Annotated in this window: 27 protein-coding genes and 2 pseudogenes; 21 read left to right on the top strand and 8 right to left on the bottom strand. The window is 62.7% G+C overall.

Annotation, left to right across the window (positions count from 1 at the left end; all coding sequences use genetic code 11):
• The first annotated feature begins 58 nt into the window (after positions 1 to 58).
• Positions 59 to 997, top strand: a complete 939-nt coding sequence (locus HV744_RS01295) for a hypothetical protein (protein WP_175147751.1) — start codon at positions 59 to 61, stop codon at positions 995 to 997.
• Positions 994 to 1398, top strand: coding sequence for a hypothetical protein (locus HV744_RS01290; protein ID WP_246278893.1), 405 nt, complete (start codon positions 994 to 996; stop codon positions 1396 to 1398). Before HV744_RS01295 ends, HV744_RS01290 begins: the two co-directional genes overlap by 4 nt.
• A 118-nt stretch (positions 1399 to 1516) precedes the next feature.
• On the opposite strand, the gene HV744_RS01285 is transcribed toward HV744_RS01290, so the two are convergent.
• Positions 1517 to 2734, bottom strand: coding sequence for a sensor histidine kinase (locus HV744_RS01285; RefSeq protein ID WP_175147750.1), 1218 nt, complete (start codon positions 2732 to 2734; stop codon positions 1517 to 1519).
• Positions 2735 to 3007: 273 nt separating this feature from the next.
• Between HV744_RS01285 and HV744_RS01280 the strand changes: the two genes are divergently transcribed.
• Positions 3008 to 3367, top strand: a complete 360-nt coding sequence (locus HV744_RS01280) for a response regulator (protein WP_246278892.1) — start codon at positions 3008 to 3010, stop codon at positions 3365 to 3367.
• A 42-nt stretch (positions 3368 to 3409) separates the two neighbouring features.
• Here the strand turns inward: HV744_RS01280 and HV744_RS01275 are convergent, their stop codons facing one another.
• Entirely contained in the window at positions 3410 to 4330 is a 921-nt protein-coding gene (locus HV744_RS01275) for a LysR family transcriptional regulator (protein WP_175147749.1), read from the bottom strand.
• A gap of 104 nt (positions 4331 to 4434) precedes the next feature.
• Between HV744_RS01275 and HV744_RS01270 the strand changes: the two genes are divergently transcribed.
• The 3 genes and pseudogenes from HV744_RS01270 to HV744_RS01260 all read left to right on the top strand — a co-directional run.
• The gene (locus HV744_RS01270) at positions 4435 to 5316 is read left to right on the top strand and encodes an aldo/keto reductase family oxidoreductase (protein WP_175147748.1); all 882 of its coding nucleotides are present in this window, start codon (positions 4435 to 4437) and stop codon (positions 5314 to 5316) included.
• Between the two features lie 168 nt (positions 5317 to 5484).
• Positions 5485 to 5988 carry an acyltransferase family protein gene (locus HV744_RS01265; protein ID WP_343056362.1) on the top strand — a complete coding sequence of 168 codons (504 nt, stop codon included), beginning with the start codon at positions 5485 to 5487 and terminating at the stop codon, positions 5986 to 5988.
• A pseudogene (locus HV744_RS01260) lies at positions 5912 to 6223 on the top strand (alpha/beta hydrolase-fold protein); the annotation flags it as partial. The gene HV744_RS01265 and the pseudogene HV744_RS01260, both read left to right, overlap by 77 nt.
• 83 nt (positions 6224 to 6306) lie before the next feature.
• Here HV744_RS01260 and HV744_RS01255 read toward each other — a convergent pair.
• Positions 6307 to 7599: an aspartate carbamoyltransferase gene (locus HV744_RS01255; RefSeq protein WP_175147746.1), complete on the bottom strand. Its 1293-nt coding sequence runs from the start codon at positions 7597 to 7599 to the stop codon at positions 6307 to 6309.
• 132 nt (positions 7600 to 7731) lie between these two features.
• Between HV744_RS01255 and HV744_RS01250 the strand changes: the two genes are divergently transcribed.
• The 4 genes from HV744_RS01250 (at position 7732) to HV744_RS01235 (ending at position 10253) form a co-directional block, all read left to right on the top strand.
• Positions 7732 to 7983, top strand: coding sequence for a hypothetical protein (locus HV744_RS01250; RefSeq protein WP_175147537.1), 252 nt, complete (start codon positions 7732 to 7734; stop codon positions 7981 to 7983).
• Positions 7984 to 8311: 328 nt separating this feature from the next.
• Positions 8312 to 9283, top strand: a complete 972-nt coding sequence (locus tag HV744_RS01245) for a M23 family metallopeptidase (protein ID WP_175147745.1) — start codon at positions 8312 to 8314, stop codon at positions 9281 to 9283.
• Positions 9276 to 9674: a hypothetical protein gene (locus tag HV744_RS01240; protein ID WP_175147744.1), complete on the top strand. Its 399-nt coding sequence runs from the start codon at positions 9276 to 9278 to the stop codon at positions 9672 to 9674. The genes HV744_RS01245 and HV744_RS01240 overlap by 8 nt, the downstream gene beginning before the upstream one ends.
• 108 nt (positions 9675 to 9782) lie before the next feature.
• On the top strand, positions 9783 to 10253 hold the full coding sequence (locus HV744_RS01235) for a bactofilin family protein (RefSeq protein WP_175147743.1): 471 nt from the start codon (positions 9783 to 9785) through the stop codon (positions 10251 to 10253).
• Between the two features lie 110 nt (positions 10254 to 10363).
• Here HV744_RS01235 and HV744_RS01230 read toward each other — a convergent pair whose 3' ends face one another.
• Positions 10364 to 10798, bottom strand: a complete 435-nt coding sequence (locus HV744_RS01230; protein ID WP_175147742.1) for a rhodanese-like domain-containing protein — start codon at positions 10796 to 10798, stop codon at positions 10364 to 10366.
• A 422-nt stretch (positions 10799 to 11220) separates the two neighbouring features.
• On the opposite strand from HV744_RS01230, the gene HV744_RS01225 reads away from it, so the two are divergent.
• The 5 genes from HV744_RS01225 to HV744_RS01205 all read left to right on the top strand — a co-directional run bounded on the left by HV744_RS01225 (position 11221) and on the right by HV744_RS01205 (position 15916).
• Positions 11221 to 11673 carry a universal stress protein gene (locus HV744_RS01225; protein ID WP_175147741.1) on the top strand — a complete coding sequence of 151 codons (453 nt, stop codon included), beginning with the start codon at positions 11221 to 11223 and terminating at the stop codon, positions 11671 to 11673.
• A 155-nt stretch (positions 11674 to 11828) separates the two neighbouring features.
• Entirely contained in the window at positions 11829 to 13199 is a 1371-nt protein-coding gene (locus tag HV744_RS01220; RefSeq protein WP_175147740.1) for an MFS transporter, read from the top strand.
• Positions 13200 to 13870: 671 nt separating this feature from the next.
• A complete protein-coding gene (locus HV744_RS01215) occupies positions 13871 to 14428 on the top strand; it encodes a carboxymuconolactone decarboxylase family protein (RefSeq protein ID WP_175147739.1) in 558 nt (185 codons plus the stop codon).
• 37 nt (positions 14429 to 14465) lie between these two features.
• A complete protein-coding gene (locus HV744_RS01210) occupies positions 14466 to 15308 on the top strand; it encodes a helix-turn-helix domain-containing protein (RefSeq protein ID WP_175147738.1) in 843 nt (280 codons plus the stop codon).
• A 188-nt stretch (positions 15309 to 15496) separates the two neighbouring features.
• Positions 15497 to 15916, top strand: coding sequence for a DUF1810 domain-containing protein (locus HV744_RS01205; protein WP_175147737.1), 420 nt, complete (start codon positions 15497 to 15499; stop codon positions 15914 to 15916).
• Between the two features lie 71 nt (positions 15917 to 15987).
• Here HV744_RS01205 and HV744_RS37035 read toward each other — a convergent pair.
• Positions 15988 to 16092 (bottom strand): annotated as a pseudogene (locus tag HV744_RS37035) (lyase); the annotation flags it as partial.
• Positions 16093 to 16205: 113 nt separating this feature from the next.
• Between HV744_RS37035 and HV744_RS01200 the strand changes: the two are divergent.
• Positions 16206 to 17267, top strand: coding sequence for a class I SAM-dependent methyltransferase (locus HV744_RS01200; protein WP_175147889.1), 1062 nt, complete (start codon positions 16206 to 16208; stop codon positions 17265 to 17267).
• Positions 17268 to 17302: 35 nt separating this feature from the next.
• On the top strand, positions 17303 to 17686 hold the full coding sequence (locus HV744_RS01195) for a hypothetical protein (protein WP_175147888.1): 384 nt from the start codon (positions 17303 to 17305) through the stop codon (positions 17684 to 17686).
• A gap of 276 nt (positions 17687 to 17962) precedes the next feature.
• Here HV744_RS01195 and HV744_RS01190 read toward each other — a convergent pair whose 3' ends face one another.
• Complete coding sequence (locus tag HV744_RS01190; RefSeq protein ID WP_343056360.1) at positions 17963 to 18616, bottom strand: hypothetical protein; 654 nt, start codon at positions 18614 to 18616, stop codon at positions 17963 to 17965.
• Positions 18617 to 19033: 417 nt separating this feature from the next.
• Here HV744_RS01190 and HV744_RS01185 point away from each other — a divergent pair, with 417 nt between their 5' ends.
• The gene (locus HV744_RS01185) at positions 19034 to 19546 is read left to right on the top strand and encodes a hypothetical protein (RefSeq protein WP_175147735.1); all 513 of its coding nucleotides are present in this window, start codon (positions 19034 to 19036) and stop codon (positions 19544 to 19546) included.
• 91 nt (positions 19547 to 19637) lie between these two features.
• Here HV744_RS01185 and HV744_RS01180 read toward each other — a convergent pair whose 3' ends face one another.
• Positions 19638 to 20765, bottom strand: coding sequence for an MBL fold metallo-hydrolase (locus HV744_RS01180; protein WP_175147734.1), 1128 nt, complete (start codon positions 20763 to 20765; stop codon positions 19638 to 19640).
• Positions 20766 to 20848: 83 nt separating this feature from the next.
• Here HV744_RS01180 and HV744_RS01175 point away from each other — a divergent pair, with 83 nt between their 5' ends.
• Together HV744_RS01175 and HV744_RS01170 are read left to right on the top strand one after the other, a co-directional pair.
• Complete coding sequence (locus HV744_RS01175) at positions 20849 to 21478, top strand: TetR/AcrR family transcriptional regulator (protein ID WP_175147733.1); 630 nt, start codon at positions 20849 to 20851, stop codon at positions 21476 to 21478.
• A 227-nt stretch (positions 21479 to 21705) separates the two neighbouring features.
• Positions 21706 to 22059, top strand: coding sequence for a DUF1428 domain-containing protein (locus HV744_RS01170; protein WP_175147732.1), 354 nt, complete (start codon positions 21706 to 21708; stop codon positions 22057 to 22059).
• 496 nt (positions 22060 to 22555) lie between these two features.
• On the opposite strand, the gene HV744_RS01165 is transcribed toward HV744_RS01170, so the two are convergent.
• A complete protein-coding gene (locus HV744_RS01165; protein WP_175147731.1) occupies positions 22556 to 23176 on the bottom strand; it encodes a hypothetical protein in 621 nt (206 codons plus the stop codon).
• A gap of 430 nt (positions 23177 to 23606) precedes the next feature.
• Here HV744_RS01165 and HV744_RS01160 point away from each other — a divergent pair, with 430 nt between their 5' ends.
• Positions 23607 to 25280, top strand: a complete 1674-nt coding sequence (locus HV744_RS01160; RefSeq protein ID WP_175147730.1) for an alkaline phosphatase family protein — start codon at positions 23607 to 23609, stop codon at positions 25278 to 25280.
• The last annotated feature ends 34 nt before the right edge of the window (positions 25281 to 25314 follow it).

The following is a 25314-nucleotide window of genomic DNA, read 5'->3' as shown; positions in this document are numbered from 1 at the left end:
GTCCGTTTGTCGCCACGCAGCAGTGACACACGTGGCCCGAATCCAGCAAGGACCTACCGTGAAAAATCGTTCGTTCGCCGTCCCGGCCACCGCCGCTTGTGTTGCGTCATCGACCGCCCCTTCATCCGCGCGCGGCACGCTGCGCAAGCTCGTACTCAGCGCAACCGTCGCCGTGCTCGCGCTCGGCAGCGCATCGGCGTTCGCCTGGTCGCAGCACGGCACCGCCTACACATCGCACGGCACTTACAACGGCGCGCGTTTCGGCTCGTGCGGCGGCGGCAGCTGTTCGCATGCGGGCGGCGTCGCCGGTCCTTATGGCGGCTTTGCAAGCAACACCGGCACCGTGACGCGCAACGCGCCGGGCCAGTTTTCGAATTCGGGCACGGCGACCGGACGCTACGGCAACTCCGTCCAGCGCGCAGGCGACACCAACTGCGCGGGCGGCAGCTGCTCGCACACCGGCACGCTGACCGGGCCCGACGGCAAAACGGCCACCACCTCCGGCGAGGTGACGAGGACCGCGCCGGGCCAGTATTCGTCGTCGGGGTCGATCACGGGCTCGAACGGCAACACGGTCGATCATTCGGCATCGACCAGTTGCGCCGGCTCGACCTGCTCACGCTCGAGCACGCTGACCGGCCCGGACGGCGGCACCGTCAATCACTCCGGCACGGCGACGCGTGTCGCGCCGGGCGTCGTGACGACCTCGACGAGCGTGACCGGCACGCACAGCAACACGGTGACGACGAGCGGGACGGTGGTCACGACCGGCGTCGTTACCACGGGCGGTACGACGGTCGTCGTGGCGCCGAAGCCGGTGGTCGTGCCGCCGCCGGTCGTCTATGTTCCGCCGCCGGTGGTCTATGCACCGCCGCCCCCGCCGCCGGCCGTGTATGTGGCACCGCGCGCCGTGTATGTCGCGCCGGCGCCGCGTCCGGTCGTGTGGGTGCCGGGCCACTGGGTCGGGCGCGTGTGGGTGCCGGCGCATTGGGCATGATCGGCGCGGCCATGCGGCTCAAAGCCTGCCTCACGTTGAGGCGCTTGCATCGTGAGGCGATAGATGAACTGGGCAGGGACGTGGCGCGCCGCTCGCGTTTCGACGCGTCATCGGAACGGGCGGTTTGCAGAGCGGGTGTGCTGGCGGCGCTCGTCGTCGCGGCGGGTTTGACGGCTGCTGCGCTGAGCGGGTTCATCACACCCGCGCACGGCCCTCTTGCGAATCGCGCAGTCGAAGCATCGCAAGACTGTTCCGCCCGCTACGCTGCATTGCTCGATCTCGCCGAACTGGCGAGGCGTGACGGCAAGTCATCCGAGGTCGTCGTGCGCGGGCTGAGCGACCGGGGCGGCGCGATGAGCGAATGCCTGCCGATGAGCCGCAGCGCACCGGCGCCGCCGTGAGTGCGCCGAGCGTTCAACACGCAGCGCCGCGTGCATGGTCAGCAGCGTGTCGGGACGGATGCGGCGATATCCCGACTCCCTGGCGAACGCGCGGTGGAACATCACCGCCGCTTGAACCTCATTGCGCTTCTTCGAGCACCAGCGGAAAGCGGATTTCGAACGTGGTACCCACCCCCTCGCGGGACACAAAATCGATCTGCCCATTCAACACGCGGCACAGCTCCTTGACGATCGCGAGACCCAGCCCCGTGCCGGGAATATCCTCACCCGCGGCGCGCTCGAATTCGTCGAACACGCGCTCCGCGTCCGAAGGCGCGATGCCCACACCGGTATCCGATACGCGAATCGTCCAGTGCTCCGCGCCGGCCATCGTGAACTGAAATTCGACTTGCCCCGACTTCGTGTACTTGGTCGCGTTGGACAGCAGATTGACCGCGATCTGTTTCAGCTTGAGGCGATTGGACGTGACCGCCTTCAGCGCCGGATCGCACGACGCGCGCAACGTCAGCCCTTTGGCCTCGATAAACGGGCGCGAGGACGCGACGAGCTCGTCGTAAAGCTCGCGCGGGTCCACCTGTTCGAGTATGAGCGGCGCGCCGTCGCCGAGCACGACGGAGTATTCGACCATCTGGTCGACGAGCTGCTTCATGTCGGCGGCTTGCCGGTTCGCCAGCGTCAACGCGGTATCGGCTTTTGACGGCGCCCGTCCGATCAGTTGCAGCGCGATCGAAAACGCGTTCAGGAAATTGCGCAGGTCGTGCACCACGCTGCGCGTGATCTGCATCCGCGACTCGTAGAGATCGCTCACCAGCCGCTGCTTCAAGGTCAGTTCATGGTTCGCGCGTTCGAGCCGGCCGGTGTACTCGTCGATCTTGCGGTCCCGTTCACTAACCACTTCCTTGATCGACGCGTACGACACCATGCTGACCGCTTCGGCGATCAGCCGCCGCGCGCGGCTTTCATGACGGCGCGTGAAGGTGCTGTCGCTCAGGGCGAACTTTTCGAGCGCCTCGTCGAGCACCTGATGAAAGAGATCGAGTTCGCGCACGAGTTCCTCGATCCGGTAGCCCTGGCGCCAACGCACCTTGCCGTGCTTTTTCGCGTTGCGTTCGATCGACGTTTCGACGCGCTCGAGATCTTCGATATCGAGCGCCGCGCAGAGTCCTTCCAGTATTTCCGGCAGATGATCGGCGAGTTGCTGGTAAGTGAGCTTGTCGGCTTCGACGAGATCGGCGTCGCTGGCAACGGCATTCATCCATTGCCCGGTGAGCTGGATTCGCTCCGCCCGAACGAACTCGGCAAAATTGCGCAGCGGGCTCACGCGTGTGTCGGTCATGATGGGGCGTAGGGATGAAGTTTCTACAACATACATGTGCTCGAACCATGCCAGACCCGTAGGGCCGAAGACCAGCGCCTGCGTCTTTGGACACACATACTTTGCGCTGGAATGAATGAGAGGCCTGGCCAGCGGGCGCCTCGTGCGCGTGCGCTCGAAAAGCGCGCCGCTTCAGCCGACGATCCGCCTCATTATCACCGCATTTGCCGGTAGTGGAACACTTGTTGCGCCGCCCTCGTTAGAGGACAAAGACGTTTAACCCGGCGATCCCTGATGCACTCAATCCTGCTGGTGGACGACGAGCCGGAAATCCTGGCCGCGTGGCGCCTGATTCTCGAAGGCGCAGGTTACGAGGTGGGTTGCGCGAGCAACGGCGCCGAGGCGGTCGCGCGCATCGCGTCTCGCGTTCCCGACCTGATTGTTACCGACTGGATGATGCCGATCATGGACGGCGCTGAATTGTGCTGCCGTTTGAGAGCGATGCCGCAACTCGCCGATGTGCCGATACTTGTCCATACCGCCGTGCCGCCGCCAGACAGCGAGGCGAACAACTGGAACGCCTGCCTGCGCAAGCCGGTTGGCGCGGAGCTTTTCCTGACGACGGTCGCGCAGCTGTGCAAGCGCACGCATTGAGGCGCTGAGCGCCGGCCGGTCATGCGCGGCGATGCGGCTGCATCATCTCTGCGCATTGCCGACATTGCCCGCATGGCCCGCCTTCAGAAAATCGACGAACGCGCGCAACGGCGCCGGCAAGTGGCGGCGTCCGGGATAGTAAAGAAAGGGCCCCGAAAAGCGCTGCCACCACGGCTCAAGAATGGGCTCCAACGCGCCGCTGTCGAGATGCGGGCGCAGCATGTCTTCGAACAGATGAATGACACCGACGCCTGCCGCCGCGCAACTGATAGCAAGGTCGATCGCGGCCCCTGGCCGTACGAGCAGCGGCCCGGATGGATTCAACTGCAACACTTCGCCATCGCGCTCGAAGTACCAGGTCGGGGTCGCGCCGCCGGCGAATTGCCCGCGCAAGCACGCGTGAGAGAGCAGCTCGCGCGGATCTTCGGGGCGTCCGTGCTCGTCGAGATAAGCAGGCGCCGCGGCCGTCGCGAAGCGCTGCACGCGTGGCCCGATCGGCAGCGCGATCATGTCCTGCTCGAGGCGCTCGTCATAGCGAATGCCCGCATCACAGCCAATCGACAGCACGTCGACGAAACCGTCCTCGACCACCACTTCGACGCGGATGTCCGGATACATCTTGAGGAATGGCGCAATGACGTTCGGCAAAACAATGCGTGCGGCGCTCGACGGTACGTTCAGTTTGAGCGTGCCGGTCGGCGTGTCCCTGAAGACGTTGAGAACGTCGAGCGCCGCTTCCATCTCGCCGAATAGCGGCGTCAGTTTCTCGATGAGCCGCGACCCGGCCTCGGTCGGGGCGACACTGCGCGTGGTGCGGTTCAGGAGACGCAGACCGAGCTTCGCCTCCAGCCGGCGCACGGCGATGCTGAGACTGGACGCGGACACGCCGCTGATGCGCGCCGCGTCGCGAAAGCCGCCCGCCCGGGCGACTGAAACGAAAGCGGCCAGGTCGTTCAATTCCATCGCGATTGTTCACATTTTTAAACAACCCGTACACGTTAGACCGGTTTATTCAACAACGCAATCCCGGCGATACTGCTGCTCACCCACTCATCAAGGAGCGCGTCATGTCGAATTTCACCCTCACGGATAGCTTTCCGCTTGCCGGGCGCGCAGTGCGGCGCATGGGTTACGGCGCGATGCAGCTGGCCGGACCCGGCGTGTTCGGGCCGCCGAAAGACCGCGCCGCGGCGCTCGAGGTGTTGCGCGAAGCGGTGGCGTCGGGCGTCAACCACATCGATACGAGCGACTTTTACGGGCCGCATATCACCAACCAGTTGATCCGCGAAGCGCTGCATCCGTACCCGGACGATCTCGTGATCGTCACCAAGGTCGGCGCGACCCGGGGCGGCGATGGCGCGTGGCTGCCGGCGCTCGAACCGGAAGACATCGAGCGCGGCGTGCATGACAACCTGCGCAATCTCGGCCTCGACACGCTGGAGGTCGTGAACATGCGCATCATGGGCAGCGTGCATGCGCCCGCTGAAGGTTCGATCGAAAGGCAGGTGACGGCGCTTGCCGAACTTCAACAGCGTGGGCTCGTGCGTCATATCGGTTTGAGCAACGTGACGGCCGCGCAGATTGCCGAGGCGCGGCGCATCGCGGAGGTCGTCTGCGTGCAGAACCACTACAACCTGGTTCATCGCGACGACGACGCGCTGATCGACGACCTTGCGGACGAGGGGATCGCCTGCGTGCCGTTCTTCCCGCTCGGCGGATTCACGCCGATCCAGTCGTCGGCGCTGTCAGGCGTCGCGCAGACGATCGGCGCGACGCCGATGCAGGTGGCGCTCGCCTGGCTGTTGCATCGGTCACCTAACATTCTGCTGATCCCCGGTACTTCATCGGTTGGGCATCTGCATGAAAACCTGCAGGCGGCACGCTTGAGTTTGTCCGGTGAGGTGCTCGATGAACTGAACGCAATCGGCAACGCTCACGGCGCAGCATGATTGCGCGCCGGCGGCCATCGCCGTTCGCCGCACTGCGGATGTGACCGCGTTGCCGGTTCGATTGTGGGATCGTCGCATCGCCGGCTCGCCCGCTCGCGCCAATTGCCTGGATGTTCCCGCCATTGCAGCAAGAGCGACCTGACGGGAGATTCGCTCGACCGATTGTGAATGGTAAATTCAGCCACGCACAATCGGGAGGCGACCTCCATGGCGGCGGATTCAAACGAGTCGGGCGGTGCGTTTCCTGCGTTGACCAGTATCCGGTTCGTTGCCGCGTTCGCGGTCGTGATCTCCCATTATTCGGAAAACAACCTGCTGCCGTTGCCGTCGGCGATTTTTAATCTCGTCGACGGCGGACGTTCCGCCGTGTCGTTGTTCTTCGTGCTGTCCGGCTTCATTCTTACGTTTACCTATCGCGACAAACTGATCCACGGCGGGACGCGTTCTTTCTACGAGGCACGCATCGCGCGGATTTACCCGATGGTCCTGTTCGGTCTGCTGCTGTGCGTTCCGGTGGTGACCTATCTTCTCTATACCGGCGACGCGTCGCTGATGCTGAAGTGGTATGCGCTCAAGGACACGATCTACCCGGCGCAAATATGCGCAAGGCAACGCGGCCAATCGTTTCCCCGTCATCTACGTGCTGCATGGCTCGGGTGGCAACTACACTGACTGCACCGCGAATTCGCATATCGGCAAACTGGCCGACCGTTATCACGTGATCCTCGTGATGCCCGACGGCGGTCACGAGAGCTGGTACATCGACAGTCCAGTCAATCCGCGCAGCCGCTATGAGACCTGTGTGGGTACGGAAGTGGTGGCCTACATCGATGGCCACTTCCGCACGATTGCGACGAAGCAGGCGCGCGCCATTACCGGCTTGTGCGGTGCAGTATCAGGTGCTGTTCTTCGCCGCGGCGTTCAGGCACGCGAGTAGCGCGGCAAGCGCCGCGACCTGAGGTTCGCGGCGCGCTATCCGGCGATCGGCCATCAGTCGATGCCGTGAAACACCGCGTCGTCCGGGCCGAGATAGACGGGCGGGCGCCACGCGGCATCACGCATTGAATGCTGGACCAGTTTTTCGACGCCCAGCAGCACCGCGAAAATCGCCATCCGCACCGGAATGCCGTTGTCGGTCTGCCGGAAAATCGCCAGCCGCGGATCGTGATTCAGATCCACGCTCAGATCGTTCGCGCCCGGCCGGCTGTCGCGCGGCAGCGGGTGCATGATCAGCGTGTCCGCGCCGCACACACTGTCCATCAGCGCCTGATTGATCTGGAAGTCCGGCGTGTAGCCCTCGAACGATTCGTCGGTGAAGCGCTCTTTCTGGATGCGGGTCGCGTACACCACGTCGACGCCGCGCAGCCCGCTCGGCAGATCGTGGGTCTGCTCGATCACGTGATCGTTGCGCGAAATCTGCTCGATGATGTAGCCCGGCATTTCGAGCATCGGCGGCGAGATCAGCGTGAATTTGATGCCGCGGTACAGCGCCAGCAGCTTCACCAGCGAGTGCACGGTGCGCCCGTATTTCAGGTCGCCGACCAGCGCGATATGCGCACCGTCGACGATCTTGCCGAGCCGCGAAAACTCGCGCTGGATCGTGTAGAGATCGAGCAGTGCCTGGCTCGGATGCTCGCCCGGGCCGTCGCCGCCGTTGATCACCGGCACGTTGGTCGCGCGCGCGAATTCGGCCACCGAGCCTTGCTCCGGATGGCGGATCACCAGCGCGTCCACGTAGCCGCTCATCACGCGGCTGGTGTCGTAGATCGACTCGCCCTTGGCCATCGACGAAAACGTGAAGCCGGTGGTGTCGCACACCGAGCCGCCCAGCCGGCAGAACGCCGCGCCGAAGCTCACGCGGGTTCGCGTGCTGGCCTCGAAGAACAGGTTGCCGAGCACCGCGCCTTCGAGCACGCGGGAGATTTTGCGGCGCCGGGCGATCGGCTGCATGATGTCGGCCACCCGGAACAGCGCCTCCACGGAGTCGCGCGAGAACTGATCGACCGACAGCAACTGCGGCTTGCCCTCGAACAGCATCTGGCTGGCGAGCGACTGCGAATCTACGCTTTGCGTATATTTTTCGCCCGGATCGCCGTGCACGACGATCTCCGACACGAAACGCTCGACGATCTCCGGCATGGCCCGCGATTCCTGCGAGTCATCCGGCAGAAGCCACGTGTCGAGCGCCCGGCGCGATACGCCGATACGGTTCGCGAACGTGTCGCGCGTCATGTTCAAGCGACGCATCGCATCGCGGAGGAAGGCTTGTTGCGGGACGCTCATGAAGGCACCTGTCGGGAAGGGAGTGGGCGGCTGATGTACGCGGTGCGTATATTAGTTTCCCTGCGGCAGAAGTCAAGCGCTTTTCGCGAAGCGCTTTGCCAGCCGGCGCCGGACCCGGTTACCCTGCGGTTCATGTACTCCGGCCTAACGTTCCGACCCCGTCCGTCGACCCTCGCACGCCTCGCTTTCGCGAGCGTTGCGGTTGCGCGCGCGGACGAGTCGCGCGTTCGCATCAGCGCGAACCGCCGCTCGAACCGTCCGAACGGGCTGATCCGCGACGAACTGCGCATGCCGATGACGCGCGCCAGCGATGCGCTGGCCGAGCGGCTCAAAGCGCTGCATTGGCACGACGAAATCGTACAGGATGCCGAACGATCGGCTTGAGCGGGACGTCGTGCAGCGCGGACGGAGCGGAGCACGGCGGCGCATCCGGATACGGCACGCGGGGCGTGCCTGGCAGGTCTAACCACTGCCCCGTATTTGAGATGAAGCCTGGCGCAGCCAGGCGATAATCGACGCCCTTGGTCCCTTATCGCCGCCGGTCTATATCCGGCCGACGCCGCATGCAGTCAGTCCTGTTCGCCGATCTCCTGTCCCGCTTCTCCACGCGTCGCATGCCGGGCACGTTCAACGCGCCGGCGTCCCCGCGCGCGTGCCGCGCCGCGCGCGCACGCTCTCGTGCAGCGGGCGGATCGCACATGAGGAGCCGCTGATGGCTTTCGTGTTTCGCGCCGGCGGTCAGCTTTCCAGCGGTTCGGTCCGCTTCGTCACACGCCGCACCGCGCTGTCGATCGCGGTGGGCACGGCTTGCGGCGCGGCGGTGCTGGCGCTTGCCGCGGGTGTCGCGATCGGCCGGTATTGGCCCACGCATGTCGCGTCCGGCGCTCAGACCGCGAACCGCGTCGAGCACGATTACGCAATCGATCAACTCGGCAAACTGAGCGCGTCGGTCGCGCAGATCGAGCCGCGCATTGCGCGGCTGACCGCGCAGGTCGGCGCGTTGCGCGATTTCGAAGCACGCCTGAATACGCCACGGCCGGCGCCCCGTGCGCCGGCTGCGTCCGCTACGCCGACGCCGGCGTCCGGGTCCGACCTGTCCGCCACCGATAGCGAAGGCGGCCCCGCGTTGCCGCCACGCCGTTGCAGCGAGTTCGTGCCGCCAGCGCGTGGGCAGGCCGATGCCGAACACGCGCGCGAGCAACTCGATTGCATTGCTGCCACGCTGTCGGCGCTCGAACAGCAGACCGCCGATCACACGCTCGCGTACGCCGCCTTTCCCGGCCGCATGCCCGCCGACGGCGCGCGCTTCGGCTCGCCATTCGGCAACCGCGCCGATCCGTTCACGCATCGTTTGAGCTTTCATCCGGGCGTCGATCTGGTTGCCAAAACCGGCACGCCGATTCTGGCGGCGGCGGGCGGCCGGGTGGTGTTCGCCGGCGATAAAGCGGGCTACGGCAACGCGGTCGAAATCGATCACGGCAACGGGCTCATGACCCGTTACGGGCACGCGTCGCGGATCGTCGCGCATCTCGGCGATCTGGTGCTGCCGCGCCAATATATCGCCGAGGTCGGCTCGACCGGCCGCTCCACCGGCCCGCATCTGCATTTCGAAGTGCTGGTCAACGGCGAACCGGTCAATCCGGCCGCGTACCTCGCGCTGTTCGCGCCGACGCCGCATGGTTGAGCGATGGGTTGGCCGACGTGTCGCCCGGGTCGCGGCCGCTTTGAGCCAGCGCGTCTACACGCTTCAACCCGCGCGGCCGCTGGCTTTGCGCGTGGCCGTGTGGGCGGTGGCGTGCGTGCTCAGCGCCGTGCTTGGCGCGGCCGCGCTGATCGTCTGGCACGCGCAGCGGGCCGGGATGGTGCAGAGCCAATGCAACGCGGAACCCGTCGATGAAGGCAAGCAGCAGACCGAACTGGCCCGCGCGCGGCTCGCGCTGGCGGAGGAGTCGGCGGCGCGCGCCGCGGTGCAGAAGACGGCCAATAGCGCGGCCGCCGATGTCGCCCGGCTCACCGCCGAATTGCAGTTTCTGCGCGGCCAGAGCAAGACGCGACCGGCGGCGCCGCGCCGATGAGCGTGCGCGACACGGAGGCGACCACGCAGCGCAACCACGCCGAACGCTGCCGGGCGCATCGCCCGGACAGCATCACGCGACGAACATTTTCATTTCCAGGAAACCGTTATGTTCAGCAAGAAAAAAACCGCGGGCATCGAACAGACCAAGCTCGCCACCCTGATCGCCCACGACGTGCGGATCACGGGCGACCTTCAGTTCAGCGAGGGCTTGCGCATGGACGGCCACGTGAAGGGCAATGTCAGCGGTGCGCCGGGCAGCCAGACGCTGCTGGTGTTGAGCGACCGCGGTTCGATCGAGGGCAACGTGCATGGCTACGACGTGGTGGTCAACGGCAGGATCGTCGGCGATCTGATTGCCGATCACTTCGTCGAGTTGCAGGGCAACGCGCATGTGACCGGCAACATCCACTACCAGCAACTGAGGATGGACTGCGGCGCGTCGGTCGACGGCAAGCTCACCAAGCGTGAAGCGGCGCAGGCCGTGCAGGCCACGCCGCCGCTTCTGGTCGCGGTGGACGAGTCCGTGCGCGACGAGCGCAAGGAACCGAAGGAACCGAAGGAACGCAAGGCCGGCTAGGCGGCCTTGCGGCGCGTCAGAGCGTGCCTCGCAGTGTGGCGGCATGCGTCGCGGCTGAGCATGTTATCGACAGTCGCGGTATTTATTTAATTGATTCCCGTCGCACTCGGCTATTCGTCGATGTCGACCGTTGCGTGCACGGCCGCCGGCCGGGCCAGCGCGAGCCCTTCGTCGAGCCAGCCCGTGATGCCGCCGGCCATCAGCTTGACGGGGCGCCCCAGTTGGGCGAGACGCAGCGCGCCGCGTGCCGCGCCGTTGCAGTGCGGGCCCGCGCAGTAGGTGACGAAGAGTGTGTCCGGCGGATAATCGGCGAGCTTCGACGCGACGATCTTGCCGTGCGGCAGGTTGAGCGCGCCCGGTACGTGGCCTTGCGCGAACAGTGCCGGGCTGCGCACGTCGAGCAGCACGAAGCCGGGCGAGCCGCTGGCGAGCGCGGCGTTGACGTCGGAGCAATCGGTTTCGAATCGCAGCGACGCTTCGAAGTGGGCGAGCGCGGAGGCGCTGTCGGCGGCGGGGATGGCGGTGACGGCGTTGGGTGTCGGCATGATGGGTGAGGTAGCGGTGGTGAGAGGGGGGCCGGATATAGCGTATCATGATAGAAACTGCATCTATCAGCGCAGGAGCAAACCATGCCCCCCGATCCGTCCGCTGAGCCGACCGACAAGCCTCTCGACCCCGCGCAACCCCCGTCCGCCACGACCCGCAAGACCGGCCCACAGAAACCGGCAAAACCGGCGACCGACGACCTTCCTAACGCCGACGCCGCAGAGCCTGTTCCTCACGAGCATCTGCCACCCCGAAGCGACGATAACTGATTCAACGCCGCCGGTGTCGACGTCGTCCGCCTTGATCCACGCGGCGCATCCGCAAGTCGATCACGCATGCTTGCCCGCCGACACCGCGAAGTCGAGGAACGGTCGCGGTTCAATCAAAGCATGTGCCGGTTCGAACCGGCCAGGAGCTGATCATGCAGAACGTGCTGGTAGGTTATGACGGGTCGCCGTCCGCGCGACATGCCGTCACTTTCGCGGTCGATCTTGCGAAGCGTTTTGACGCGCGCCTGCATGTGCTCGTCGTGGCGCGCGCGCCGGACTGGGGTGCGATAGAACTGGAAAGAAAGGAGCTGATCGATTTTGAGTTGCGCCATGCCAACGAGATTCTCGACGACATCAAGGCGAAGCTCGCCTCTTCTGGTGAGCGTCCCGACTTCGATCTCGTGATAGGGCAGCCCGCGAAGGAGATCGTGCTCTACGCGGAGCAGCATGATATCGATCATCTTATCGTCGGGCATCGCGGTCACACACTGTTCGATCGCTGGCTGATCGGCTCAGTCGCCCGCCAGGTTCTCGCCTATGCACCGTGCGCCGTCACGATCGTGCGCGATCCGGCGGCGATGAAAAAAGCGCCACAAGAAAGCTGAGGTCCGCAAACGCCCGGATATCCAATGCGTCTGGCGCGTGACGCTGCGGGCAATCAAAAGGCGCTCTTGCCGGTTGCGCGTCGTGGCATTGACGGAACCTATAGATAGGCTAACTGTCGATATAGAATATCGCCCTTTTTTATGGGGGATGCCAAATGGCTGCCACGCAATCAGGGGCAACGCCCCTCTCAGATGCGGACGCACGGCGCCAGTTGCGCCGCGCTGTGATCGCCAGCACGATTGGTACGACGATCGAATGGTATGACTTCTTCCTGTACAGCACCGTGACCGGTCTGGTCTTTGCCAAGCTGTACTTTCCTGAATCGGACCCGCTCGTCGGCACATTGCAGGCTTTCCTGATCTATGCCGTCGGCTTTATAGCGCGGCCGGTTGGCGCGGCCATTTTCGGCCACTACGGCGACCGTATCGGCCGCAAGGCCACGTTGATCGTCACGCTGTTGCTGATGGGATTCGCCACGTTTGCCGTGGCCTTTGTCCCGACCTATGCGTCGATCGGTATCTGGGGCGCCGTCGTGCTCACGGTGCTGCGCTTCATCCAGGGTGTGGGCGTCGGAGGCGAGTGGGGCGGCTCGGTCCTGATGTCGATGGAATGGGCACGCACCAACGCGCATCGCGGCTTCGTCGCGTCCTGGCCGCAGTTCGGGGTGCCGGCGGGTCTGTTTCTTGCGAACCTGGCGGTGCTGGCCATGAGCGAGTTCTTCGGCGGCGCATTTCTCACGTGGGGCTGGCGGGTACCTTTCTTCCTCAGTATCGTACTGGTCGCGATCGGCCTTTATATCCGCCTGAATATTCTCGAGACGCCGATCTTCGCGAAGCTGCTGGCTGAGCACAGGATCGAGAAGGCGCCAATGCTCGAGGTATTGCGCCGCCAGCCGAAAGACATCCTCCTCTCGGCCTTTGCGCGCATGGCAGAACAGGCGCCTTTCTATATTTTCACGGCCTTCGTATTCACCTATGGCGTCATGACACTGGGCGTCACGCGCGACCTGTTGCTAACGGCGGTGCTGGTAGCTTCAGTGCTGGAATTCGGCACGATCCCGCTCTTTGGTCACGTGTCCGATCTGATCGGGCGGCGACGCATGTACATGATCGGTGCCGCTGCTGTCGGCGTATTCGGCTTCGTCTATTTTGCAATGGTCGACACCAGGAATCCAATGTGGATCTTCGCGGCCATTGTGCTCTCGCTGGTGCCGCATGCGATGATGTATGGTCCGCAAGCCGCCTTGATCGCTGAGTCGTTCACAGGGCGGCTGCGTTACAGCGGCGCATCGCTCGGCTACCAGTTGGCTTCCATCATTGCCGGCGGTCCCGCACCGCTGATAGCCACCGCGCTTTTCGCTTACTTCCATTCGGGCTTCGCAATCGCGTGCTACATCCTCTTGTGCGCGGTGCTCAGCCTGTTCGCCGCTTCGCAACTGGGCGATTACACGAACAAGGACATTTCGCGGGAATACGACGATCCGCGAGCGACGGGCGACAGCGGACATGCTCACCCGGCTGCGTGATCGATCAGTGTGGCGCCAGTCGTCGACCTGAAGCCATACTGTCTTAAGCCAACCACTAGCATTTGTCCGCTGTGCCTGCTTGTCTGTACGCCTGTTTCCATCTTTCGTTCGAGGAATCCGCCTGGCTTGCCGTATCGACGTACTGCTCCCCCTTGCTGAACACGCTCAAGCCACGGGACCTCGATTTCGCTGCGAGAACGAGCAGAGCGCCGGAGACACTGCAGTCGACGTGGTACATCGGGTCGGTCAAATAGAACATGAATAGCGCGATGAGCGGGTGATACATCGGACGACTTATCAGGCGTTTCATCGGCATCTCACGCTATTTCGTTTGCCCGAACCGGTAAGTCGCTGTGCGTGAACCGATCTGCGCAGGTTGGGTGGCGCGCCGGGCTTCCGGAGTCCGTGGAAGATCTGGCCGCGAAGTACGGATGACGCTGATCCTTCACGTCCCGTCCTGTGACCAACTTTGCCGCTTGCAACCGGTTGCCGTCCTGCCCGTGCGTCGACGTTTCTTGCCCGACGCGCATGCAGATCGATACCCTGTTTGGCCAACTGTGCATCTCGTCGCGCGGCGATTACATCCGGTGTAATTGGCGTACAGAGCTACGGCCTCTACTCTTTGGCTGTCGTGCCACCAATCCGGTGGCGCTCACCGTCAAGGAGATATCATGTCCAGCTATCCCGTTCATACGATTGAATCCGCACCCGCACAATCGAAGCCCGTGCTCCGGCAACTGCAGCAGGCTTTCGGTCTGATCCCGAACGTCGCGGCTACGATGGCCGCCTCACCGGTACTGATCAACGGGTTCATCGGCCTGTTCGAGCGCGTGCACGCCAGCAGTTTGACGGAGCCGCAGATCCAGACGGTGCTGCTGACCAACGCGGTCACGAACGCCAGTGAGTGGCCGGTCGCGTTTCACACCGCACTCGCGTTGAAGCAAGGCGTACATCCCGCCGATGTCGATGCGATCCGGCACGGCGCCCTGCCGGACGACGCCGGACTGGCCGCGCTGTCAACGCTCGCGCGCACGCTGATCGAAAAGCGCGGCCGCCTTGCTGAAGCGGACCAGCGACGTTTCCTCGAAGCCGGGTTCAGCTCCGGGCAGATACTCGAGGTGATTGCGGTGGTTGCCGCATCGACTATCACGAACTACACCGGTAGTGTGACCCGGCCGGCGCTCGAGGCACAGTTCGAGGAGTTCGTCTGGCACGCGCCGATGGCGTGAGTCCGTTATAGTCATCCGCGTTGATCAGGGAAATCCCATGAACGTCAGCAGTGGTCAGAAAGCGCCGCCGGGTGAACTTGGTCGTTTGTTGCGCTATTGGCGCGACGTGCGCGGCGTGAGTCAGCTCGATCTGTCGCTTGAGGCGGGTGTCTCGCAGCGCCAGATCAGCTTTATCGAAAGCGGCCGCAGCGTGCCCGGCCGGGACACACTGCTGAGCCTCGCTCACACGCTCGACGTTCCGCTGCGCGAGCGCAATGTACTGCTGCTCGCCGCTGGATACGCACCCGTGTATTCGGAAGCGCCGTGGAACGCACAGGAGATGCATAGCGTCACCCGCGCGCTTGAGCGGATCATTCGCCAGCACGAACCGTTTCCGGCGATCGTGATGGACCGGCATTGGAACGTGCTGATGACCAATCAAGCAGCGCCGCGTTTTTTCAACTGCTTCATTGACATGGCTGCGCGCGAAGGACCGCGCAACATGCTGCATCTGATGTTCGATCCGCAGGGTATGCGTCCGTTCGTGGCGGATTGGGACAACGTCTCGCGAAGCTTGCTGCAACGGGTGTACCGTGAATCGGTCGGGCACGTGATCGACGACAACACAAGGCGTCTGCTCGACGAACTGCTTGCCTATCCCGACGTGCCGCGCGACTGGAAGGCGCATCATGCGCCTTCCGCCACGCCCACGATGCCGGTCATTCCGCTCGGCTTCGTCAGCGAGGGCGTAGTGCTTCGTTATTTTTCGATGGTGACGAGCGTTGGCACACCGCAAACTGTTGCCGCGCAGGAGCTACGTCTGGAATGCATGTTCCCCGCCGATGATGCAACCGAAGCACGCCATCAGCAACTGCTCGCAGCGCATGCAAAGGAACGCTGAGCGGTTTGTTGATGCGCCGATGTTGCAGGAGCGCGAAGGCCGCCGATGCGCTATTGTTAAAAGCACAACTCCCGATGCCACTTCGGGCAGCAGGTATTTGCCGCGGCGGCCGGCGGACGAGGCGGGAAACAGGTGCGAGAATCGGGGTTCAAGGGTGGATTGCCACGCCGGCATCAACGGAATACCAAATGGACGATCTCTATGACCTTCAGCGCTTTGTCGACGCCCAAGACCCGGTGTACTCACAGGTATGCGATGAATTGACGGATGGACGTAAGCAAAGCCACTGGATGTGGTTCGTGTTTCCGCAAATCCAGGGCCTCGGAGCAAGCGCGATGGCGCAGCGGTTCGCGATCTCGTCTTTGGCCGAGGCCGAAGCCTATTTGCGCCACCCGTTGCTCGGTCCACGGCTGCGCGAATCAACGCGACTGGTCAACCTCGTCAAAGAGCGTTCCATAGAGGAAATTTTCAGATATCCGGATTACCTGAAGTTTCGATCGTCGATTACCCTGTTCGCGCGCGCCACGAGCGACAACGACGTATTTGTGGAAGCTCTGCGCAAGTATTTCCACGGTGAAGCCGATCCGCAAACTCTGCAGCTGCTCTAGGCCGTTTTTGCCCGGGGCCTGCGCACGTGGCGCAGCGGACCTCGGAATTTCTGTGTCGGCACAGCGTGTCGTCATTTCCCGCCGGCATCGGCTTTGTGAGACCGATAGAGCTGCAGATGATCGGTGCCGGATTCGGACAGCCAGACTTCGCCCGGACGGCCCATCATCTCGCGTACAGTCTTCTGAAAACCTATACTCCTCGTTACCGAACGCGATAAACGGCGATTCCGCCAATACATTCGGTCGCGCTGAGTGCGCCATCTCTTCGGAGCGGATAAGGAGACAGGTCATGCAGTTCGATGAACAGAAGTTACAGGACTTCATGGGTCGAATGCTCGGCGAATTCGGCGCGGTCGCTTCCGCTCCGCTCATCGCGTTGGGCGATCGTCTGGGTCTTTACAAGGCCATGGCCGAACAGGGTTTGATGACCTCGGCCGAAGTTGCCGGGCGGGCGGGACTCGCCGAGCGCTACGTGCGCGAATGGCTGGCGGCTCAAGCGGCCTCGGGGTTCATCCGTTATGACGCGGCTACCGGCAAATATGAGCTGGAAAATGAAATGGCGCAGTGCTTCGCCGACGAGACGAGCCCGACATTCATCGCAGGCTTCTGCGATTGCGCCGAGGCCATGTTCCGGGCGCTTCCGAAACTCGAAGGGGCATTCCGAACGGGACTCGGGGTCGGCTGGCACCAGCATCACCCATCGCTTTTCAAGGGTACTGAGCGGTTCTTCAGGCCGGGTTATACCGCCCACCTCGTGAGTGAGTGGATCCCCGCGCTCGCGGGCGTCGAGGAAAAGCTGAACGCAGGCGGCGCACGAGTGGCCGACGTGGGATGCGGTCACGGCGTATCGACGATCTTGATGGCCCAGGCCTATCCCGGCGCGGCATTCGTTGGCTTCGATTACCACGAGCCGTCCATCCGGCGCGCGCGTGAATCAGCCGTCGAGGCCGGCGTCTCGGATCGCGTGAAGTTCGAAATCGCAGCGGCGCAAGACTACCCCGGCACCGACTACGATCTGGTCGCGTTCTTCGATTGTCTGCACGATATGGGCGATCCGGTCGCCGCAGCAGCCCACGTGGTCAGATCGTTGAAACCCGACGGCACATGGATGATCGTCGAACCATTTGCGAACGACAGATTGGAGGACAACCTCAACGCTGTCGGGCGAGTTTACTATTCGGCGTCGACGATGATCTGTACGGCCGCTTCGCTTTCTCAGGAAGGCCGGATGGCACTGGGCGCGCAGGCAGGTGAGGCACGTTTGCGCGAGGTCGTGACGAAAGGCGGCTTTACGCGCTTTCGGCGCGCGCATGAAACGCCGTTCAATCTGGTGCTTGAGGCTCTCCCGTGAGCCAGCAAACTGTCGATTGGAAGCGCCGCGTCAGGATGTTCATCCAGCGCTTCTGGCAGCCGACCAGCGCATGCATGACCTGCATGCCGGGGAGCTGGGGCAATTTGATGAGCCTTGGCCACTGGGCGATTGCATTGCAGACAGGTCTGGTCACCGGAATCCTGGCCGTCTTGTTGACTTTCACGCCGGCAACGAAGCTCTACGCGAACCGATACGGCAATGCGCTGGTGGTGGGTTTCCTGACGATGTTCGGTGACGCCTACTCGCACGCAAATCACTATGGCTTTCCCTTCGCCGAGGCCATCGTGACCGGTGTGATTTCAGGTTCGCTGACGCTGGCCGGCACCTATCTTTTTGAAGACCGCGCGCGCCGGCTTCGGGCGACATGGGCGCGGATTGTCGGATCGCCGACCCGTTGACTGTGCGGAGCATCCTGGTCGGCCGGCATGGAGACCATCCGGGCGCCACGTTCTCCACTCCCATCTTCCTGATCCGATTCTCCGGCACATGTTCGTCAGTGACGGGCAGCCAGTGCTCGCTACATTGCTGACTTCGAGCGTGACTGAACCAGTCCTGACGATGTTGGCATCTAGCTGAATCGCGTTGTCCTTATCCAGCGTGGCCTTTAGGGTCTCCTCGGCAAAACAGAACTGCATGCAGCATCAGGCAGGACTACCCTCTTGCGTCTCTTCGTTTCACATCATCCCGCCTACACCGCCAATGCTCCCCATGCCCCCAGTGCCCCCAATGCTCCCAATGCCGGTCCCTCCGGTGCCGGTGGCTGGCGGCGTAGCAATCGGATGTGCGGCTCCCGCCGTTGCGATCGGGGCGACCGCGGCGGCGGCCGGCTCGCCGTTGGCGTCGATCGCGCCGTGTGCGAGGAGTGCCTGGAGATCGCTATCCTGGCCAGCCGTGCCGACAGTGAAGGGGGTGGTTAGAAAATTGGGTGTGGACAGCGTGACACCGAATGTTTGTTGAAGATTCTGTGCGACGGCCGTCTCCGCGCCCAGCACGTCGACTTGATTGGCTAGCACCTGCTGAAACTGCGAGTTCCCCGGGAAGCTCGCGATCAGTCCGCTTTCGTTCGTGCCGAGTTGCGCGGCCAGATACGACAGCAGCAGATCCGTTTCCGGCGTGATGTTGTACGTTCCGCCGGCGAACGCGGTCGAATGCAGCGTGGTCCCCGCCGAGCTTGCAGTGATCAGGCATGGCATCGCTGCGCCGAACGTCGCGTGGTAGTTTCCGTTTGCATTCGCCGTCACCGACGTCGAGCCCTGCGCGCAGTTGATCGTGACCGTCGCGTTGGCGAGTGCCCTGCCGGTGGCCGCGGTACCGGTGAGCGCGACCATCGACAAGCTGCTTGTGCCTCCGCCTCCGCCGCTGCCTCCGCCGCCCCCGCCGCAACCTGCGAACAACGCGACGCATGCCAGGCACAGCAATTCGCCTGAAACGCGAGCGAGGTGCCGGTGTTGTCGAATGTCCATCACAGTCTGCCTGTGGTACGGATATGTGGTCTAAACGATTTCCTGCGGCGGTCTATTCCATCCGTTACGTGGACGAGACTCCTGCGCGCCCTCCGCGGAATCATCCTCCGGGCGGATGGGGACCGGTGCGTCGGAAAGGTATTTGTCAGGGTTCATCCTGATGCGTGCATGGTCATGTGCTGCATTAATCTTCAGCGGCTGAGCGCGCCACTGAGGCGCGCGTTCATCCCACCGGCCGCAAGACGCGCGCAACCCGGCGACGGCCACACGACGAGGTGAAGAATGGAGAAGGACGCGCAGGTGCTGCGCTACGCGATGCCAATAAAGCAACCGGCTAAAGAACAGGTCGTCACGTATTCGTTCGGCGGCAAGGCGACGTGGCGCTTTCTCGTGCCCACCGCCGGCCAGACGCCGCGCTCCACCTACGTGTCGTGCAACGGGTTTTCGTCAGCGAAGGCGATCAAGGATTTGCAGCACGAAGCGCAGAACGTCTGGTCCGATCTGATCACGAATCACGACGGCGCACTGCTCAACGCGCATGAACTCGACGGGGACGAACATCCGGCATGGGTTGATTCCACACTCTTTCAGCAGGGCATCCCGCTGCGATTTCATGCGATGGTGATGGGCGGCGATCAGATCTACATGGATTCGATCTGGCTCGCGATCGAACTCGACGAGCCGGCCCAAAACCTTTGGGCGACCTGGCGGCTCGAACAGGACAAAGGGTTTTCGAGCCACATGCTGGCGGTCCATCCCGCACGCGCCGCGGCGGCCGATGACGGCGTGCGCTGACGCGGCCGGTTTATGACACGGCTCGTTTTACTTGAACCGGTCTTATGATTCGCAAGCGTCGCGTCCGATAGTTCAACGTCAGTCGTTGGCTTCACGGATTAGCTTGCCCGACATTGCGGCAGGACAACCAACGGCGCGACGCCTTCGGCGCATCGGCGACCTCGACGACATTGCGCCACCATCGCTCGCCGCGATGCGGCGCGGCGAGATCCAGCCGCTCGCCGATGCGTGGCGTCGAAAGGGCAACGCCACGCGCGGCGGCAAGCCCGATCACGCGCTCGAACGGTTCATGCCACCGATGCATGGCCAGATCGAACGTGCCGTTGTGAATCGGTATCAGCCAACGGCCGCGTAGATCGACATGCGCTTGCACCGTGTCTTCAGGCTGCATGTGGACGTACGGCCATTGCGCGTCGTAGGCGCCCGTTTCCATTAGCGTCACGTCGAACGGACCGAGACGCTCGCCGATCGTTCTGAAACCGTCGAAGTAGCCGGTGTCGCCGCTGAAAAAAACCCGCAGATCGTCATCGACGATGACCCACGAGGCCCACAACGTACTGTTGCCGTCGAACAGGCTGCGTCCGGAGAAATGCTGTCCGGGCGTCGCCGTGAACTCCAGCTCATCGATCTGCATGCCCTGCCACCAATCGAACTGGCGCACCTTGCTCGCGTCGATACCCCATTCGATCAACCGGTCGCCCACCCCCAGCGGCGTCAGAAACACGCTTGTCGTGGCGGCAAGCGCGAGCACCGTGTCGCGATCCAGGTGGTCGTAGTGGTCGTGAGAGAGAATCACGCCGCGCAGCGGTGGCAAATCGGCCAGCGCGATGGGCGGCGCATGGAAACGCTTGGGACCGAAACGCCGGAACGGCGACGCGCGCTCGGCGAACACCGGATCGGTCAGCCAGAACTGTCCGCGCAGCTTGAGCAACAGGGTCGAATGCCCGAGTCGATACAGACTGCGATCGGGCGCGGCATCGAGCTGCTCGCGGGTCAATGCATCGACGGGCAGCGCGCCCGTCGGCACCGTGCCGGCGGGCTTGTTGAGCAGCACGTTCCACGCGATGCGCAAAGTCTTGCCCAAGCCTTCCACGGGACGCGGCTTCGGGTTGCGAAAGCGCTCGCCGTCATGCTGCGCCGACGCATGGAACAACTCGCGCCCGCGCTTCGCTGCTGTGAGACCCAAAGCACGGCGGATGGAACCGGTGAGCGATGTCATGGAAGACGCCTCGATGCAAAAAGTAGACTCAGTAGTGTAGTTTATTATCGGGAAAAGTAAACTGCTCGGTGTAAAATTTCTGAATGGATCCGAATGTCACTCACCAACGTCTGACCGATCGCAAGCGCGTCGCCGTCATCGGTGCGGCCATCGAGGAATTTCTCGCGGCCGGCTTCGACGCGACCAGCATGGACCGCATCGCCGCTCGCGCGGGCGTCTCCAAGCGCACGGTCTACAACCATTTCCCCAGCAAGGAAACGCTGTTTGCGGAGATCCTCCAGCAGTTGTGGGATGCCAGTCATATGGGAGAGGCGCCGGCATATCGCGCCGACCGGCCGTTGCGCGAGCAGTTGCTCGGCCTGCTGTTGCGAAAGCTGATGCTGATGAATGACGATGCATTCCTGTCGCTCGCACGCGTCGCCATCGCGGCGGGCATTCATTCGCCGGAGCGCGCGAGGGACATGGTGGCGCGGCTGGGCGAACGCGAGGAAGATCTGACCGTATGGGTCCGCGCGGCCGCCGCCGATGGACGTCTCAGCACAGCGGATCCGGTGTTCGCTGCGCAGCAGTTGCAAGGTCTCGTGAAGGCGTTCGCTTTCTGGCCGCAAGTGACAATGGGGCAGCCCGCTCTCAGCCAGGACGAACAGCAGAAGCTTGCGGATTCGACGGCCGATATGTTTCTGGCGCGCTATGCGCTCCCGGCGTCCGGTTGAAGGCATTCATCTCGCGTCGAGCCGAATGGATCGCTGCGGTTGGCATGCAGAAGTCCCGACCTTCCAAACCTGCATGTGAGACGCCCCGAAATAAATGGCGGACGGTGTCGATTCCGCCCACTGTCGTTCGTCGTGTGTATAGAGCGTCAGTGCAGCAGGCGCGGTGCCGGGTGGAAGGACGCCGTTTTGCGCCGCGTATTCCTTTCATGCTCGATGGGAGATCTTTGATGACATACGTAGACGGGTTTGTTGTGGCCGTGCCCACGGCCAATCGTGAAACGTACCGGAAACATGCGGAATCTGCCGCGGCCGTTTTCAAGGAGCATGGCGCGTTGAAGGTGGTCGAATGCTGGGGAGACGACGTCCCGGAGGGGAAGCTGACCTCTTTCCCGATGGCGGTCAAACGCCAGGATGACGAGACGGTGGTATTTTCCTGGGTGGTGTGGCCATCGCGTCAAGTGCGTGATGTGGGTATGAAAGCGGTAATGGCCGACCCGCGGGTGCAGCCTGACATCAACCCCATGCCTTTTGACGGCAAACGGCTAATCTACGGTGGTTTTGATGTGATCGTAGATGTGTGAGGCCGGCGAAACGGTCATCCGCTTATCGCTACGTTTGCTGTGCATGCATTGCGTAACGGAATAACCGCGGCTATCACGGTATTCGTCCTGTAGAAGCACGTTAGTACCGCGAGACTGCCCGCACCCATGTGCCGTCAGGGAGTTCCACGCGATTGATCAACCGGTTTGCCTGAGAGAAGAGATCAAGCAAACCGGCTTGAGTCCGTGAATATCTACCTGAATACCCAGTGACGTCGACTCGCAAGGGAGTCGTCCAGTCAGAAGCGATGGCGTGGTTCTGTCCCCGGCGTGAACGAAACACCACGCAATACCTCCGCGAAGCCCGCGCTGCGCAACGTCGCGAATTTCTCGCGGGCGGCGCCTGATGCAGTCGTATTCGCGAGCATGTCGCGCACCACGACCAGCTTATTCGGATCCGCACCAACATCGCCGTTGCCGCTGATGGTTGAGGTAATCGCCCAGATGCTGACTGTGCCGTCATCTTCGACGCGGCCGGTCAGGTTACGAAGTCCATTTGCGGATTCGAGCCGTTACCCGCATTCCCGGCCGTGTAGAAGATATCCTGATCATTGCGATTGTTCAGAATCGCAGAGCGTCCATTGTTGCCGCTATACGCATTGGTTTCGGTAAAGCGGAAGTGGCCATCGCGATCGACGCGAGCCACCGCGCGATAAAAACTTTGTCCCACCGGATTCGTCGGGTCGATTGCGCCAGGCGTATTCGAGTTGGAGACATCCACGGTATTGACCGGCGCGACGTAGCCCATGAAGGTCAGGTATCGGCCGTCGGTTGAAAGGTGTAGAGCGAGTTCCGATTTTGAGCTGAAGCTGGTGACGAGTTCGTCACTTCCAGACTGACTTTGCAAGCTGTTGGGCACTTCAAGCGAACTCACGGGCTCGCCCGACGGCGTTAGCTGGTCCAGAAAAATCCGCGACGTGATACCGAAGCTGGCGTCATAACCATCGTTGTTCCACACGTAAGGATAGGTGCCGTCGCTAGGTGCGCCGCTACCCGAGCTGCATCCCGCCTTCGTGCCTGCGCAATTCGGCGGCAAGACAGCACCAGCCTGAACGTTGCTCGACAGATTGTCGTACATGAAATTCGGACTGCTCGGCATGCGCGCTGAAACTGGCGGCGCAGAGTGTTGGTGCGACTGTCGTAGCACCAGGGATAAAAGCAGGGCGGGGAATTAGCTTGTGAGCGGAAGTCTTTTTCATCGTTGTCTCCGGACCGATGGGGGATTGCTTCGCAGACGCAATAGCAGGTAAAACCGTCACACCGTACCAACGCTTCATGAAGGATTGATTGCGGCGAGTTCGGTGCAAACCCCAATGGCCGATCTGTTCGTTCATAGCCTTTCGTCGCGCGTAGCGTCCAATGCTTAAGAAAACCTTAGGGATTCCGCATGGTCACGTCGAATTTATGTTCAATTAATCAATCGACTTTGCGTTAGTGAATCGAAAGTAACGATTCATCCGGACGACTTAATTCCGCTGCACATTCATATTGTTTCCGAATGTTTCCAGACCAAACCAAAAGGACAGGACATGAAGAAGATCAGGAGATGGATGCAGGTACAGAGAGTTGTCGGCGCGGGTGTGGTCATGCTCGCCGGACTGCACGCGCAGGGTGCTGCTGCGCGCGATGGGCACGACCACGATCATGACCATGACGCAGTGAAGCACGTGTTGCTGATAAGCTTCGACGGCCTGCATCAGCAGGACGTTGCACGCTGTATCAGTTCGAACTCGTGTCCCAATCTCGCGTTACTCGCCAAATCGGGAACGACTTACAGCGACGCACACACGCCGGGCCTGTCGGATTCGTTCCCGGGTCTGGCGGCATTGGTGACGGGCGGGTCGCCCAAATCGGCGGGTCTGTTCTACGACGTGTCGTATGACCGCACGCTCTACGCACCGTCCGATAGCAACTGCACGGGCAAGCAGGGCTGGAATGTCGTATTCGACGAGACCACTGGCATCGACGGACAGAACGGTGGCGCGCTGACGCATCTCGACGGTGGCGGCGCATTCAATCCGCAGGCCATACCGCATGCGTTGGTCAACGGAGTCTGCCAGCCGGTCTATCCTCACAACTACGTGAAGACCAACACGATCTTCGAAGTGGTCAAACAGAACGTGAAGGGCGCACGCACCGCCTGGGCGGACAAGCATGCGTGGGGCTACGACTGGCTGAACGGACCATCGGGCACCGGCGTCGACGACCTCTCGCGTACGGAAATCAACTCGATCGATCCGGTGACTCACAAGGCCTACACCGACGTCTACACGCACACCGAGCAATTCGACAATCTGCATGTGCAGTCGCTGATTGACGAGATCGACGGGAAGGACTCGACAGGCCATTCCGCTGCGGACGTACCCACCGTTTTCGGCACGAACTTCCAGACGCTGAGCGTGGCGCAAAAGGCGACTGTGGCGAACGGTGGCGGCTATCTGGATGCGAGCTTTACGCCGGGCCCGCAAGTAACGGCGGCGATTGCCTACCTGGACAACGCGTTGGGCCGCATTGTGTCCGAACTGAAGCAACGCAATCTTTATTCGTCGACCGCGGTGATCGTGACGGCGAAGCACGGGCAGTCGCCGACGGATCATTCGAAACTGGTGAAGAACGGCGACACGCTCTCGAAACTGCTTGAAGCGAACAATTATCTGGATCCCAACGGCAACTTCGGGCAGGCCAATACGAACAGCGGCAACCCTAACGACGGCTCGGGCCTCGTCAATACCGGCTTCGTGCAAACCGACGACGTCGGCTTGATCTGGCTGCGCGACCAGAGTCAGCTATCGGCAGTCGTGAAAACGCTGAAAGACAACCTGAGCTGCAACGCGCCTGGCATTTGCGCGGATGGCCCGCAGGCGTACATCCTCTATGGACCGCGGTTGGCTGGCCGGTTCGGCGATCCAGCTCGCGGCCGCGCGCCGGACATCGTCGTGCAGCCGAACCCGGGGGTCATCTATACGTCGAGTCAGTCCAAGGACGAAGAGCATGGCGGCAATGCACCGGACGACAGCCATCTCGGTCTGGTGGTCTACATGCCTCGTTCGCATCACGCAGGCCAGACCATCGACGAACCCGTATTGACCACCCAGGTCGCGCCGACGATCCTGCGCATGCTTGACGTGGATCCCGACCTGTTGCACTCGGTGGCGACTGAAGGAACGCGCACGTTGCCAGGCTTCGATCGCGAGCAGTTCTAGGTCGGCGCAGTTGCCAGTAGCCGCAGTGAGCGGG

It is taken from the genome of Paraburkholderia ultramafica (genome assembly GCF_902859915.1).
Classification (GTDB): Bacteria; Pseudomonadota; Gammaproteobacteria; order Burkholderiales; family Burkholderiaceae; genus Paraburkholderia; species Paraburkholderia ultramafica.
The sequence above is the reverse complement of the archived record's forward strand: the minus strand, read 5'-3'. Positions and strand labels throughout refer to the sequence as shown.